The organism is Pseudomonas sp. NBRC 111132, from assembly GCF_001320565.1.
In the GTDB taxonomy this organism is placed as follows: Bacteria; Pseudomonadota; Gammaproteobacteria; order Pseudomonadales; family Pseudomonadaceae; genus Aquipseudomonas; species Aquipseudomonas putida_P.
The window spans coordinates 79811-93029 of sequence record NZ_BCBI01000020.1; the positions used below are offsets into that span (position 1 = coordinate 79811).

Consider the following 13219-nt stretch of genomic DNA (forward strand, 5'->3'; position numbering starts at 1 on the left):
GTCGAACATTGGCGTGCCCGACCCGAGCCCCCAAAAGCGTCTGTGTTCGGCTGCGCGCTTGCCCTTGGCAAGCTGTGCACTATCCAGTAAGATTCGCCGTCTATTTTTCGCTGGGCGGCCTCTGAGGCTTTAGAGAATGAAAACTTTTACTGCTAAACCGGAAACAGTAAAGCGCGAGTGGTTCGTAGTCGACGCCGCTGGCCAGACCCTGGGTCGTCTGGCTACCGAAATCGCTACCCGTCTGCGTGGCAAACACAAACCAGAATACACCCCTCACGTTGACACCGGCGACTACATCGTCGTTATCAACGCCGAGCAGGTTCGTGTGACTGGTGCCAAGTCTTCCGACAAAATGTACTACTCCCACTCCGGCTTCCCGGGCGGTATCAAGGAAATCAACTTCGAGAAGTTGATCGCCAAGGCCCCTGAGCGTGTTATCGAAACCGCGGTCAAAGGCATGCTGCCTAAGAACCCGCTGGGTCGCGACATGTACCGCAAGCTGAAAGTGTACGCGGGTGCTGCTCACCCACACACTGCTCAGCAGCCTCAAGAACTGAAGATCTAACGGGATAGTTCATTATGTCGGCGACTCAAAATTACGGCACTGGCCGTCGCAAGACCGCAACCGCTCGCGTATTCCTGCGTCCGGGTACTGGTAACATTTCCATCAACAACCGTTCTCTGGACGTGTTCTTCGGTCGCGAAACCGCTCGCATGGTTGTTCGCCAGCCACTCGAGCTGACCGAAACCGTTGAGAAGTTCGACATCTACGTCACCGTTTCCGGTGGTGGTGTCAGCGGTCAAGCCGGTGCGATCCGTCACGGTATCACCCGCGCTCTGATGGAATACGACGAAACCCTGCGTGGCGCTCTGCGTCGTGCTGGCTACGTCACCCGCGACGCTCGTGAAGTTGAGCGTAAGAAAGTGGGTCTGCGTAAAGCGCGTAAGCGTCCTCAGTACTCCAAGCGTTAATACCGCTTCGGCAGTCGAAAAAAGCCCGGTTCCTTGGAACCGGGCTTTTTTTTTGGCTTGAACTAACCTGTCAGCATGTCAGTGGCCGCTTGTCGCATAGACACAGATCAAGCAAAGCGCGGGTTGTCACCCTTGCCGGGGTAATCACCTTGTCAGTGTGTGGATTTGTTTCTTACCATGGCGGCCAATTTTTAGTGCCATTGACACAACCTAAGTACAAGCCTGGTTCAACAGGCCAAGCAAGCTGATGGGAGAGGACTGAATGAGCAATGACGGCGTCAACGCAGGCCGGCGCCGCTTCCTCGTAGCCGCGACATCCGTGGTCGGGGCAGCGGGAGCAGTGGGGGCTGCGGTACCGTTCGTGGGGTCATGGTTTCCCAGTGCCAAGGCGAAAGCCGCGGGTGCACCGGTGAAGGTCAATATTGCCAAGGTCGAGGCCGGGCAGCAGATGGTGGCCGAGTGGCGTGGCCAGCCCGTATTCATCGTGCGCCGAACGGAGGAGATTCTCGGTAACCTGAAAAAAATCACCGGCGATCTGTCTGATCCAGAGTCCAAGGCCTCGGTCCAGCCGGCTTACGTCGACCCCGAGGTTCGCTCGATCAAGCCGGAAATCCTCATTCTCGTGGGCCTCTGCACGCACCTGGGTTGCTCGCCCACCTTCCGCCCGGAAGTCGCGCCCGCCGACCTTGGCCCGAAATGGGTAGGTGGCTACTTCTGCCCATGCCACGGCTCCCACTATGACCTGGCTGGCCGTGTCTACAAGTCGCAGCCGGCGCCTCTCAACCTGCCCGTGCCACCGCACTCTTACGAGTCGGACGAGATCATCGTCATTGGCGTCGACCAGGAGAACGCATGATGAGCAAGTTCATGGACTGGATTGATGCTCGCTTCCCCGCCACCAAGATGTGGGAAGACCACCTGAGCAAGTATTACGCGCCCAAGAACTTCAACTTCCTGTATTTCTTCGGCTCCTTGGCATTGCTGGTATTGGTGAATCAGATCGTTACCGGCGTGTGGCTGACCATGAGCTTCACGCCCTCGGCGGAAGAGGCGTTCGCCTCGGTCGAGTACATCATGCGTGATGTGGAGTACGGCTGGATTCTGCGCTACCTGCACTCTACCGGTGCGTCTGCGTTCTTCATCGTGGTCTACCTGCACATGTTCCGCGGCCTGCTCTACGGCTCCTACCAGAAGCCACGCGAACTGGTCTGGTTGTTCGGCATGCTGATCTACCTGGCGCTGATGGCTGAAGCGTTCATGGGCTACCTGTTGCCGTGGGGGCAGATGTCTTACTGGGGCGCCCAGGTGATCATTTCGCTGTTCGGTGCCATCCCGGTGATCGGTGACGACCTCACCCAGTGGATCCGTGGTGACTACCTGATCTCGGGCATCACCCTGAACCGCTTCTTCGCCCTGCACGTGGTTGCCCTGCCAATCGTGATTCTCGGCCTGGTGGTGCTGCATATCCTTGCGCTGCACGAAGTGGGTTCGAACAACCCTGATGGCGTTGACATCAAGAAGAAAAAGGACGAAAACGGCATTCCGCTGGACGGCATTCCGTTCCACCCGTACTACACCGTCAAAGACATTGTCGGGGTGGTGGTGTTCCTGTTCGTGTTCTGCGCCGTGGTGTTCTTCTTCCCGGAAATGGGCGGTTACTTCCTGGAAAAACCTAACTTCGAGCAGGCCAACGCGTTCAAGACCCCTGAGCACATCGCACCGGTGTGGTACTTCACACCCTTCTACGCGATCCTGCGTGCGGTGCCCGACAAGCTGATGGGTGTCATTGCCATGGGTGCGGCCATCGCCGTGCTGTTCGTACTGCCCTGGCTCGACCGTAGCCCGGTGCGTTCCATGCGTTACAAGGGCTGGATCAGCAAGGTCTTCCTGCTGGTGTTCTGCGTGGCCTTCGTCATCCTCGGCGTGCTGGGCGTACTGGCGCCGACACCTGGGCGTACCTTGTTGTCGCAGGTATGCACGGTGCTGTACTTCGCCTACTTCCTGCTGATGCCGTTCTACACAAGGCTCGAGAAGACCAAACCGGTTCCGGAAAGGGTGACTGGCTGATGAAAAAGTTGATTGCAGTATTTTTGCTGGCAGTGATGCCTGCCTTTTCCTTCGCTGCCGAACACGGCCTGGAGCTGGACAAGGCCGATATCGACCTGACCGACAAGGCCGCCATGCAGGACGGTGCGCGTACCTTCGCCAACTATTGCATGGGTTGCCACAGTGCCAAGTTCCAGCGTTACGAGCGAGTGGCCGATGACCTGGGCATTCCGCACGAGCTGATGCTCGAGAAGCTGGTGTTCACCGGTGCCAAGATCGGTGACCACATGCAGATCGGCATGAAGCCCAGCGACGCCAAGACTTGGTTCGGCGCTGCGCCACCCGACCTGACCCTGGTGGCTCGGGTGCGCGGTACCGACTGGCTGTACACCTATCTGCGCAGCTTCTACGAGGACCCGTCGCGGCCTTACGGGGTGAACAACAAGGTGTTCCCGAACGTCGGCATGCCGAACGTGTTGGTTGGCCTGCAGGGTAACCAGGTGATCGGCTGCAAGCAGGTGCAGACCGTGACCGATGGCAAGAAGCAATTCGACCCGTTGACCGGCAGCCCGATAACCCATGAAGCCTGTGACCAGCTGACCATTACGCCGAAATCCGGTACCCTGACCACTGAGCAGTTCGACGAGAAGGTCAAGAACCTGGTGACCTTCCTGGCCTATTCGGCCAACCCGGTCAAACTGGAAAGCCAGCGCATCGGTACCTACGTGTTGCTGTACCTGGCTTTCTTCTTCGTATTCGCCTACTTGCTCAAGCGTGAATACTGGAAGGACGTGCACTGATCACGCAGTAGTTTCTGGTTGTTGAACGCGCCCGTGGCGCCCTGGCAATACTGCCAGGGTGCCCCGGGCGCGTTTTCATTTACAGTGTCACAAGCATCCCGTGCGAGGAGCCGCTACATGGGCGCAACCAACAGGTTAGCCTGCTATTCCGATCCCGCTGATCACTATTCTCATCGGGTTCGCCTGGTGCTGGCCGAGAAGGGTGTGAGCGTGCAGGTCATCGATGTCGACCCTGCTCGCCTGCCGCCCAAGCTGGTCGAGGTCAACCCTTACGGCAGCGTGCCGACTTTGGTCGACCGAGACCTGGCGTTGTATGAGTCGACCGTGGTGATGGAATACCTCGAAGAGCGTTACCCGCACCCGCCGCTGATGCCGGTCTACCCGGTTGCGCGCGGCAACAGCCGTTTGCTGATTCACCGCATCCAGCGCGACTGGTGTGCCCTGGCCGATACCGTGCTCGACCCGCGCAGCAAAGAGGCTGTCCGAGCCGATGCGCGTAAGGCCTTGCGTGAAAGCCTGACCGGGGTCTCGCCGTTGTTCAGCGAGTTCGCCTGCTTCATGAGTGATGAGCAAAGCCTGGTCGATTGCTGTCTATTGCCCATACTCTGGCGTCTGCCGGTGTTGGGTATCGAGTTGCCGCGGCAAGCCAAGCCGCTGCTTGATTACATGGAGCGCCAGTTCGCCCGCGAGTCTTTCCAGGCGAGCCTGTCCTCCGTAGAACGTGAAATGCGCAAGCTTTAAGGAGCCGTTGATGAACTCCAGTCGCCCCTATCTGGTTCGAGCACTGTACGAGTGGATCGTCGACAACGATTGCACGCCCCATATGCTGGTCAATGCCGAATTCCCGAAAGTTCAGGTGCCGGATGGTTTCGCCAGTGATGGCCAGATCGTCTTGAATATCTCGCCAAGTGCCGTGCGCAGCCTGAACATGGACAACGAAGCGGTCAGTTTCGATGGCCGCTTCGGTGGCGTGCCTCATTCGTTGTACGTGCCGGTTGGCGCCATCTTGGGCATTTATGCTCGCGAAAATGGCCAGGGTATGGTCTTCGAGCTGGAGTCCCCGTTGATGGATGGCGACGACCTTGAAGAAGATGATGTACAGCCGGATGACGATGGCCCGCCAGAGGGCGGTGGCCAGCCGCCGCGTCCGACTGGTCGGCCAAGCCTGAAAGTGGTCAAGTAACAAAAAAGGCGATCCAACCGGATCGCCTTTTTCTTTACCGCCAATCTGGGTTACAGGTCGCTGATGGTGCGTACCTGGTCCTTGTTGATGCGGGTGCGCTTGCCGTCGAGCTGTTGGAACTCGTAGAAGCCGGCGTCGCGGTCGAACTTTGGTGCATCGACAGCCTGAATTTCACGGCCATCGTTGAGGGTGATCAGGCTTGGGGTGGAGCAGCCGGCCAGGGTGGCGAAGGTGCCGATCAGCAGGGCGGGCAGCAGAAGCTTTTTCATGCGGTGTTTCCTGGGTTTCTTGAGGGTGTTGTCTGCGCCGGCCTCTTCGCGGCTAAAGCCGCTCCTACAGGGTGTAGCGTACCCCTGTAGGAGCGGCTTTAGCCGCGAAGAGGCCGGAGAGTCAGTCGATGTACTCGAACAGCTTGACGATCTTTTGCACGCCCGACACGCCTTGCACCACGGCAGTGGCCGAGTTGGCCTCTTGCTGGGTGACCAGGCCAAGCAGGTAGACGATGCCGTTTTCGGTGATCACCTTGATGCGCGAGCTTGGCACCGCATTGTCGGTCAGCATCTGGGTCTTGATCTTGGTGGTCAGCCAGGCGTCGTTGTTGCGCGCCAGGATGGAGGAGGGCTGCATCACCTGCAGCTCGTTGTGCACTTTCTTGACCCGTTGTACCTGGCTGGCGGTTTGCTCGGCCAGGCTCTTGAGGTCGGCGCGTGGGGTCTGGCCGGCCAGCAGGACAATGCCGTTGTAGCTGCTGACAACGATGTGCGAGCCCTTGTCCAGGTCTGGGTTGGCCTTGGAGATGTTCACGGCGGCCTTGGTCTCGATCAGCGAGTCGTCGATCTTGCTGCCAATGGTGCGCGTACCGCGATCGTCCTCGATCGGCGAATTGCGGGTAGAGGTGAGTACCGAGCTGCAACCGGTGACGCTCAGGCACAGGGTCAGGGCCATCAGGCCGAGGCGCATAGGGGTCATTCTTCACTCCCGAACAGTTGGCTGTCGATCAGATCGCACAGGCAGTGGATCGCCAGCAGGTGGACTTCCTGGATGCGCGCGGTAACCGTCGAAGGAACGCGGATTTCCACGTCCTCGGGCAGCAGCAGCGAAGCCATGCCGCCGCCGTCGCGACCAGTCAATGCTACGACAATCATTTCGCGGTCATGTGCGGCCTGGATCGCTTGAATGACGTTGGCCGAGTTGCCGCTGGTGGAGATCGCCAGCAGAACGTCGCCGGGCTGGCCCAGGGCGCGGATCTGCTTGGAAAAGACTTCGTTGTAGCTGTAGTCGTTGGCGATAGAGGTCAGGGTCGAGCTGTCGGTGGTCAGCGCGATGGCCGGCAGGCTCGGGCGCTCGCGCTCGAAGCGGTTGAGCAGCTCTGAAGAAAAGTGCTGGGCATCGCCGGCCGAGCCGCCGTTGCCACAGGCGAGCATCTTGCCCTCGTTGAGCAGCGCATTGACCATGACCAGGCTGGCCTGCTCGATGTGCGGTGCCAGGATGTCCATTGCCTGTTGCTTGGTATCGATGCTGGCCTGAAACAGCCGGCGAATTCGGGATTGCATGTCCATCTGGTGACCTTAAGTGGGGCGGTGGCCTTTGCTACGCGCAACAACGACCAGCCCGCGAAACATAGAGCAAAAAAAACGAAGTGGGTTCAGCATTCGAAGGCGTTTTTCAGCCATTGAAGCGGTCTGCCTGCATGGTGGCTGCCCTGCAGGGCGACTACGTCGAAGCGGCAGGGGTGGTTGCCCCAGTGGGGCTCCTTCTGCAGGAACAGGCTGGCGGCAAGCACCAGCCGTTTCTGCTTGCGCCCATCGATACTGTCGAGGGCGCCTCCGAAGCCCGCGTGCAACCGGTAGCGGACTTCGACGAATACTACTGTATCGGCGTCGAGCATGACCAGATCAAGCTCACCGCCTTTGCATCGCCAGTTGCGTGCCAGCAGTTGCAGGCCTTGCCCCTGAAGGTACTCAAGGGCTTGGGTCTCTGCTGCTTGCCCGGCACGGGTAGGCGATGCTGCAGGCATCAGCGCGGGGTGTCAGGCAGGCGCTTGACCTGGCCGCCGGCAAACTCGGCCCATGGCAGCTGGCGCTCGACGCGTTGGTTGGCGTTGATGCTCAGGCTGCCCGAAAGGCCCAGGACGCGGTTGTCCGGCAGTGCTTTCAGCTGGCCCAGGCGTGGCGCCAGGCTGTAGGCATCGACGCCCATGGCATACAGACGGCCCAGGCTGCCAGCGGCCTGTGGCCACTGCTGTACGACCTGTTGGCGCAGGCTGTTGCTGGTGTCGAGCAGCCACGGCGTTTCGCAGAAGCGGATGCCGTTCATGTCGTTGTACTGGTTGACGTCACCGCTGGCGCTGTACAGGTTCGAGGTGGCGTAGACCGGTACGTCACCGGCGTACTGGAAGTTCAGGGTCGGCTTGATCTGCTGGGCCTGCTGTGGGGTCGAGGCGAGGAAGATGAAGTCGATGTCCTGGCGGCGCGACGGTTGTGCGGCAATGCTGCCGCCTACCGTGCTTTGCAGGCTCTTGGCGCGGCCTTCGCTCTGGCGCAGTTGGAACAGGTCGGCAATCTGCTGGGCCAGGGCGACCGGCTGGGCGATGCGCTCGGCGGCGAGCAGGGTGCCACCATTGCCTTCCCAGTCCTGACGGAAGGCGGCCAGTACGCGGTCGCCCCATTCACCGCTCGGCACCAGGGCCACGGCGCGGACCATGCCATCGGCGCGGGCGCGGCGGGCTACTTCGCGGGCTTCGTCTTCGGCAGCCAGGCCGAACTGGAACAGTTGCGGCGGGGCTTTCTGGCCGGCGTCGGCGTAGTTCAGGGCCAGGGTAGTGATCGGCAATTGCGGTTTGGCGGCCAGTTGCTTCACCAGCGGCTTTTCCAGCGGGCCGATGACCAGTTGCACGCCGGCGGCCTGGGCCTGGCGATAGAAGTCATCGAGCGAGCCGATGCGCGAGCTGTCGAACACCTGCACGGCAGGTGCCGGTTGGCCGGCTTGCTGGGCCTGGAAGTGAGCGGCCATGAAGCCGTCACGCAGGGCGCGGGCAACACCGGCCAGCGGGCCCTCCTGAGGCAGCAGCAGGGCGACCTTGGTCAGCGGTTGGCTGGCCAGTTCCTTGAGCTTGGTCAGCGCCAGCGGCAGTTGCTGGGCGGCAGGGTGGTCCGGGTGTTGTTTGACCCAGGTCTCGATGGCCGCTTGTTGCTGTTCCAGGGTGCCTGCACTTTTCACGGCGAAGGCCAGGCTGGTCCAGCCGGCCAGGGTCTGATCGTTGGCTGGCTGTTGCAGTTGCTCTGCCGGCAGTGAGGCAACCAGGGCCCAGATGGCGTCATTGTTGGCGCTGGCGGCCTGGCCGCTGAGCAGCGGGGCCAGCAGCACGCGCTGTTGTGCGGCCGCCAAGGCCTGGCCGTCGGCTTCGAGGGCGGCGGCATGCACGTTGTAGGTGCGCGCTTGCTGTTCCTTTGGCAGCTCAGCTACGCGCTGCAGGCTGGGGTGGGCCAGGGCAGCCAGGGCCGCTTTGGGCTGGTTGCGGCTCATGGCCAGCTCGGCGGCGAGGGTGCTGGCGAACACTTGCTGGGCCGGCTTGAGCGTGTCCAGCGGAACCTGCTCGAGAATGCGTGCGGCGCGTGGGAAATCCTTCTGCTTGTAGGCCAGGTCGGCCGCGCTCAGGCGCAGCAGGGCCGCGTCTTCAGCAGACTTGCTGGAAGCGGCTTTTTCGAGCAGTTGCTCGATGCTGGCGTCCGGGGTGCGTGGCAGTTCGCCCAGGCTGGATGAGGGCGAGCTGGCGCAGGCTGCCAGCAGGGCGGCGAGGCAGAGGGCTGTGAGCAGCCGCAGGCAAGCGATCATGTAAAGGTCCTGTTACTCGATCAAGTTGGCCGGCAATTGTACCCAAGCACTGGCCGGGGCGCGATGTTGCTGTGTCGATCCTTCACTATAGGCGGCTTGTTGCTGATCGCCGGCGAAGATCTTTGCGCCCTGTTGCAGGCGCTCGGGCTACAATGGCGCCTTTGATCCAAATGACAGGTGTACGCAGTGACTGATGTGGCAGGGGCTTCGAAATCCACGGTGGGGACGCTGTATGTGGTGGCAACCCCCATCGGCAATCTCGACGACATGAGCGCCCGGGCGCTGAAGGTGCTGGCGGATGTGGCCCTGATCGCCGCCGAAGACACCCGTCATTCGATCCGCCTGCTGCAACACTTTGGCATCGATACGCCGTTGGCGGCCTGCCATGAGCACAACGAGCGCGACGAGGGCGGGCGCTTTCTCACCAAGCTGCTCGCGGGTGAGCATGTGGCGCTGGTTTCCGATGCCGGCACGCCGCTGATTTCCGATCCGGGTTACCACCTGGTGCGCCAGGCGCGGGCCGCGGGCGTGAACGTGGTGCCGGTGCCGGGCGCCTGTGCTTTGATCGCCGCGCTGTCGGCAGCCGGCTTGCCGTCGGACCGCTTCATCTTCGAAGGCTTCCTGCCGGCCAAGCAGGCCGGGCGTCGGGCACGCCTGGAGCAAGTAAAGGAAGAGCCGCGTACGCTGATTTTCTATGAGGCCCCGCACCGGATCCTGGAGTGCCTTGAGGACATGGAAGCGGTATTTGGTGGCGACCGCCCGGCGTTGCTGGCGCGCGAATTGACTAAAACCTTCGAGACCCTGAAGGGTTTGCCGCTGGCGGAGCTACGTGCATTCGTTGCTGGTGATAGCAACCAGCAGCGCGGTGAATGCGTGGTGCTGGTCGGCGGCTGGAGTGCGCCGGAGGGCGAGCAGGCCATCAGCGCCGAGGCGCAGCGTGTGCTCGACCTGCTGTTGGCCGAGTTGCCGCTGAAGCGGGCGGCGGCACTTGCCGCGGAAATTACCGGTGTGCGCAAGAACCTGTTGTATCAACTTGCCCTTGAAAAGCAGAAAGCCGAATAGTGGCACTTTGATATAAATACCGGTATTGCTTGTTCTTGTGCGCGCGTGCCGGTAACCTTGGCGGCGGAGAGTCGATCGGACAGTCGCTGCCTGTTTTTGTTCCGCAACTTTGTTGTGTGGACAGCAGGGGGAGGAAAGTCCGGGCTCCATAGGGCAGAGTGCCAGGTAACGCCTGGGAGGCGCGAGCCTACGGAAAGTGCCACAGAAAATAACCGCCTAAGCACTTCGGTGCCGGTAAGGGTGAAAAGGTGCGGTAAGAGCGCACCGCACGTCTGGCAACAGTGCGTGGCTAGGTAAACCCCACTCGGAGCAAGACCAAATAGGGTTCCATCAGGCGTGGCCCGCGTCGGAACCGGGTAGGTTGCTAGAGGCGTCCAGTGATGGCCGTCGTAGAGGAATGACTGTCCTCGACAAAACCCGGCTTACAGATCGACTCTCCACCTTTCCTTCCCTGCGTGATTCGGTAGCAGATCCTCTCTGGTAATACCGAAAAAATCTTACTCTTGATAAATCACTTTAACTTTGAACTCCATTCGCTTGAGTGGGTTTGATTTTTCACGTGTTTTTTTCTCTTCGGCAGTCCTTCCACATTCCCTTATCGCGCTAAATCTCGGTCCTGTAAGGCTTTTCCTTATGAACGCGCCTTGACGGTGCTGCGGACGGATTCCTATAGTGTGCGCAAGTGGCAGAAAGTGGGATGAAGTGGGTTTTCTGGCACAAAAAAGCTAACATTGTGGGGAATCGCAGCCGTGTTCCGCGGAGCCAACGCCGTCAGCCTCGATGCCAAGGGCCGTCTCGCCATGCCGAGCCGGTACCGTGACGAGCTCGATTCGCGTTGCAATGGTCAGCTGATCGTGACCATCGACGCCGTAGACCCCTGCTTGTGTGTTTATCCCCTCGATGAGTGGGAACAGATAGAAGCCAAGTTGCGTGCCTTGCCATCGTTGCGTGAGGAAAACCGCCGCCTGCAGCGCTTGCTGATTGGTAATGCGGTTGACCTGGAGCTCGATGGCAGTGGTCGTTTCCTGGTGCCGCCCCGCCTGCGTGAGTACGCCAAGCTCGACAAGAAGGCGATGCTGGTGGGGCAACTGAACAAATTCCAGCTGTGGGATGAAGATGCCTGGAACGCGGTTTCGGCAGCCGACCTTGCAGCTATTCAACAACCGGGCGCCATGCCCGACGAATTGCGTGACCTGATCCTGTGACCATAGATAGCGGCTTCAACCACATTACCGTCCTGCTCGACGAAGCTGTCGAGGCATTGGCCCTGCGTGCCGACGGTTGCTATCTGGACGGCACCTTTGGCCGTGGCGGACACAGCCGGCTGATACTCAGCAAGCTCGGGCCGCAAGGGCGGCTGCTGGGCTTCGACAAAGATCCACAGGCGATTGCCACGGGGCAAGCGCTGGCGGCCGAAGACGGCCGCTTTGTCATTGTGCAGCGCAGCTTTGCCGAGCTGGGCGCTGAGGTGGCCGAGCGCGGCCTGCACGGGAAGGTCAGTGGTGTGCTGCTGGACCTGGGCGTGTCTTCGCCGCAGTTGGATGACCCCGAGCGTGGCTTCAGCTTCCTCAATGATGGCCCGCTGGACATGCGTATGAACCCGGGCCAGGGCATCAGTGCCGCGGAATTCATCGCCACTGCGCCAGTAGAAGAAATCGCCCGCGTCTTCAAGGAGTACGGCGAGGAGCGTTTCGCTGGGCGTATGGCGCGGGCCGTGGTCGAACGCCGCGAAAAGCAGCCGTTCACCCGTACCGCCGACCTGGCAGAAGTGCTCAAGGTGGCCAACCCGGCTTGGGAAAAAGGTAAAAACCCGGCTACCCGTGCCTTCCAGGGGCTTCGCATTCACGTCAACAACGAGCTGGGCGACCTTGAGGCTGGCCTTGAAGCCGCACTCGATGCGCTCGAAGTCGGGGGCCGTCTGGCGGTCATCAGTTTCCACTCGTTGGAAGACCGTATCGTCAAGCTGTTCATGCGCAAGCTGGTGAAAGGCGAGGCCGACAACCTGCCGCGCAACCTGCCGGTGCAGCACAAGGTCTTTGAGCCAAAAATCAAACTTATCGGCAAGGCCCAGTTCGCCTCCGAAGCCGAGCTCAAGGCCAACCCGCGGTCGCGTAGCGCCGTGATGCGTGTGGCGGAGAAACTGCGGTGAGCAGGCTGTTCGCCAAGCCTTTGCCAGGCGGAAGCTTCCTGATGCTTCTGCTGTTCGTTGGCGTGCTGGTTTCGGCCATTGCCGTGTCCTACAGCGCGCACTGGAACCGCCAGCTGCTCAATACCCTGTACGGTGAATTGAGCGAGCGCGACAAGGCTCAGGCCGAATGGGGCCGGCTGATTCTGGAGCAGAGCACCTGGACCGCCGCCAGCCGTATCGAGAACCTGGCTTCCGAACAGCTGAAAATGCGCGTGCCGTCGGCTGACGAAGTACGGATGGTGGCGCCATGATGAAGCTCGAAGGCGCACTCTACCCGTGGCGCTTCCGCGTGGTGATCGGCTTGCTGGCAATCATGGTCGGTGCGATCTGCTGGCGCATCATCGACCTGCAGGTAGTTGACCGTGACTTCCTCAAGGGCCAGGGCGATGCGCGCAGCCTGCGTCACATTCCCATCCCGGCGCACCGTGGGTTGATTACCGACCGCAACGGTGAGCCATTGGCCGTGAGTACCCCGGTTACCACCCTGTGGGCCAACCCCAAGGAAATGCAGGCCTCCAAGGAGCGCTGGCCGCAACTGGCTGCCGCGCTGGGGCAAAACCCGCAACAGCTGATCGAACGCCTGACTCAGCAGGCCAACAAAGAGTTCATCTACCTGGTGCGTGGCCTGACCCCGGAGCAGGGCCAGCACGTGCTCGACTTGAAAGTGCCCGGTGTGTACGGCCTGGAAGAATTCCGCCGCTTCTACCCGGCCGGTGATGTCACCGCGCACATGGTCGGCTTTACCGACCTCGACGACCACGGTCGTGAAGGGGTGGAGCTGGCCTATGACGAGTGGCTGGCCGGTGTCCCAGGCAAGCGCCAGGTGATCAAGGACCGGCGCGGCAGGCTGATCAAGGACATCCAGGTAACCAAGAACGCCAAGGCCGGGAAGACCTTGGCGTTGTCGATAGACCTGCGCCTGCAGTACCTGGCTACCCGCGAGCTGCGCAATGCCATTGCCGAGCAGGACGCCAAGGCCGGCAGCCTGGTGATCATGGACGTGAAGACCGGTGAGGTCCTGGCCATGGTCAACCAGCCGACCTACAACCCCAACAACCGCCGCAGCATGTTCCCGGCGGCCATGCGTAACCGGGCGATCATCGATGTGTTCGAGCCGGGTTCCACGGTCAAGCC

General features: G+C 61.0%; 17 protein-coding genes and 1 other RNA gene. 13 read left to right on the plus strand and 5 right to left on the minus strand.

Annotation, left to right across the window (positions count from 1 at the left end; all coding sequences use genetic code 11):
• The first annotated feature begins 136 nt into the window (after positions 1 to 136).
• The 7 genes from rplM (at position 137) to APH35_RS12105 (ending at position 5001) form a co-directional block, all read left to right on the plus strand.
• Positions 137 to 565 (plus strand): 50S ribosomal protein L13, encoded by a 429-nt coding sequence (rplM, locus tag APH35_RS12075; protein ID WP_003251819.1) that lies wholly within the window; start codon positions 137 to 139, stop codon positions 563 to 565.
• 14 nt (positions 566 to 579) lie between these two features.
• On the plus strand, positions 580 to 972 hold the full coding sequence (gene rpsI / locus APH35_RS12080) for a 30S ribosomal protein S9 (protein WP_003260797.1): 393 nt from the start codon (positions 580 to 582) through the stop codon (positions 970 to 972).
• Between the two features lie 262 nt (positions 973 to 1234).
• Positions 1235 to 1828, plus strand: coding sequence for a ubiquinol-cytochrome c reductase iron-sulfur subunit (gene petA, locus APH35_RS12085; RefSeq protein ID WP_003251823.1), 594 nt, complete (start codon positions 1235 to 1237; stop codon positions 1826 to 1828).
• On the plus strand, positions 1828 to 3039 hold the full coding sequence (locus APH35_RS12090; protein WP_003251825.1) for a cytochrome b: 1212 nt from the start codon (positions 1828 to 1830) through the stop codon (positions 3037 to 3039). Before petA ends, APH35_RS12090 begins: the two co-directional genes overlap by 1 nt.
• Positions 3039 to 3818 carry a cytochrome c1 gene (locus APH35_RS12095; protein WP_012274075.1) on the plus strand — a complete coding sequence of 260 codons (780 nt, stop codon included), beginning with the start codon at positions 3039 to 3041 and terminating at the stop codon, positions 3816 to 3818. Before APH35_RS12090 ends, APH35_RS12095 begins: the two co-directional genes overlap by 1 nt.
• A 117-nt stretch (positions 3819 to 3935) precedes the next feature.
• Entirely contained in the window at positions 3936 to 4559 is a 624-nt protein-coding gene (locus APH35_RS12100; RefSeq protein WP_012274074.1) for a glutathione S-transferase N-terminal domain-containing protein, read from the plus strand.
• Positions 4560 to 4569: 10 nt separating this feature from the next.
• On the plus strand, positions 4570 to 5001 hold the full coding sequence (locus APH35_RS12105; protein ID WP_060514857.1) for a ClpXP protease specificity-enhancing factor: 432 nt from the start codon (positions 4570 to 4572) through the stop codon (positions 4999 to 5001).
• A 50-nt stretch (positions 5002 to 5051) separates the two neighbouring features.
• Here APH35_RS12105 and APH35_RS12110 read toward each other — a convergent pair whose 3' ends face one another.
• From APH35_RS12110 to APH35_RS12130, 5 genes are all read right to left on the minus strand, one after another.
• Positions 5052 to 5270, minus strand: a complete 219-nt coding sequence (locus APH35_RS12110; RefSeq protein WP_012274072.1) for a YgdI/YgdR family lipoprotein — start codon at positions 5268 to 5270, stop codon at positions 5052 to 5054.
• Between the two features lie 121 nt (positions 5271 to 5391).
• A complete protein-coding gene (locus tag APH35_RS12115; protein WP_012274071.1) occupies positions 5392 to 5970 on the minus strand; it encodes a BON domain-containing protein in 579 nt (192 codons plus the stop codon).
• Entirely contained in the window at positions 5967 to 6560 is a 594-nt protein-coding gene (locus APH35_RS12120) for a phosphoheptose isomerase (protein WP_012274070.1), read from the minus strand. Before APH35_RS12120 ends, APH35_RS12115 begins: the two co-directional genes overlap by 4 nt.
• A gap of 86 nt (positions 6561 to 6646) precedes the next feature.
• Entirely contained in the window at positions 6647 to 7018 is a 372-nt protein-coding gene (locus tag APH35_RS12125; RefSeq protein ID WP_012274069.1) for a YraN family protein, read from the minus strand.
• Positions 7018 to 8835 carry a penicillin-binding protein activator gene (locus tag APH35_RS12130; protein WP_012274068.1) on the minus strand — a complete coding sequence of 606 codons (1818 nt, stop codon included), beginning with the start codon at positions 8833 to 8835 and terminating at the stop codon, positions 7018 to 7020. The genes APH35_RS12125 and APH35_RS12130 overlap by 1 nt, the downstream gene beginning before the upstream one ends.
• Before the next feature lie 186 nt (positions 8836 to 9021).
• On the opposite strand from APH35_RS12130, the gene rsmI reads away from it, so the two are divergent.
• The 6 genes from rsmI to APH35_RS12160 all read left to right on the plus strand — a co-directional run.
• Positions 9022 to 9897, plus strand: a complete 876-nt coding sequence (gene rsmI, locus APH35_RS12135) for a 16S rRNA (cytidine(1402)-2'-O)-methyltransferase (RefSeq protein WP_012274067.1) — start codon at positions 9022 to 9024, stop codon at positions 9895 to 9897.
• A gap of 67 nt (positions 9898 to 9964) precedes the next feature.
• An RNA gene (gene rnpB / locus APH35_RS12140) (RNase P RNA component class A) lies at positions 9965 to 10338 on the plus strand.
• Positions 10339 to 10646: 308 nt separating this feature from the next.
• Entirely contained in the window at positions 10647 to 11102 is a 456-nt protein-coding gene (mraZ, locus tag APH35_RS12145) for a division/cell wall cluster transcriptional repressor MraZ (protein WP_004575120.1), read from the plus strand.
• Complete coding sequence (gene rsmH, locus APH35_RS12150) at positions 11099 to 12046, plus strand: 16S rRNA (cytosine(1402)-N(4))-methyltransferase RsmH (RefSeq protein WP_012274066.1); 948 nt, start codon at positions 11099 to 11101, stop codon at positions 12044 to 12046. Before mraZ ends, rsmH begins: the two co-directional genes overlap by 4 nt.
• The gene (ftsL, locus tag APH35_RS12155) at positions 12043 to 12336 is read left to right on the plus strand and encodes a cell division protein FtsL (protein WP_012274065.1); all 294 of its coding nucleotides are present in this window, start codon (positions 12043 to 12045) and stop codon (positions 12334 to 12336) included. Before rsmH ends, ftsL begins: the two co-directional genes overlap by 4 nt.
• Positions 12336 to 13219 (plus strand): peptidoglycan D,D-transpeptidase FtsI family protein (locus APH35_RS12160; RefSeq protein ID WP_256213759.1); only part of this gene is annotated, 884 nt, incomplete at its 3' end. The genes ftsL and APH35_RS12160, both read left to right, overlap by 1 nt.

Bases quoted from the DNA above. Each gene is read 5' to 3' on its own strand.
- rplM (WP_003251819.1), top strand. From the start codon at position 137: ATGAAAACTTTTACTGCTAAACCGGAAACAGTAAAGCGCGAGTGGTTC.
- rpsI (WP_003260797.1), top strand. From the start codon at position 580: ATGTCGGCGACTCAAAATTACGGCACTGGCCGTCGCAAGACCGCAACC.
- petA (WP_003251823.1), top strand. From the start codon at position 1,235: ATGAGCAATGACGGCGTCAACGCAGGCCGGCGCCGCTTCCTCGTAGCC.
- APH35_RS12090 (WP_003251825.1), top strand. From the start codon at position 1,828: ATGAGCAAGTTCATGGACTGGATTGATGCTCGCTTCCCCGCCACCAAG.
- APH35_RS12095 (WP_012274075.1), top strand. From the start codon at position 3,039: ATGAAAAAGTTGATTGCAGTATTTTTGCTGGCAGTGATGCCTGCCTTT.
- APH35_RS12100 (WP_012274074.1), top strand. From the start codon at position 3,936: ATGGGCGCAACCAACAGGTTAGCCTGCTATTCCGATCCCGCTGATCAC.
- APH35_RS12105 (WP_060514857.1), top strand. From the start codon at position 4,570: ATGAACTCCAGTCGCCCCTATCTGGTTCGAGCACTGTACGAGTGGATC.
- APH35_RS12110 (WP_012274072.1), bottom strand. From the start codon at position 5,270: ATGAAAAAGCTTCTGCTGCCCGCCCTGCTGATCGGCACCTTCGCCACC.
- APH35_RS12115 (WP_012274071.1), bottom strand. From the start codon at position 5,970: ATGACCCCTATGCGCCTCGGCCTGATGGCCCTGACCCTGTGCCTGAGC.
- APH35_RS12120 (WP_012274070.1), bottom strand. From the start codon at position 6,560: ATGGACATGCAATCCCGAATTCGCCGGCTGTTTCAGGCCAGCATCGAT.
- APH35_RS12125 (WP_012274069.1), bottom strand. From the start codon at position 7,018: ATGCCTGCAGCATCGCCTACCCGTGCCGGGCAAGCAGCAGAGACCCAA.
- APH35_RS12130 (WP_012274068.1), bottom strand. From the start codon at position 8,835: ATGATCGCTTGCCTGCGGCTGCTCACAGCCCTCTGCCTCGCCGCCCTG.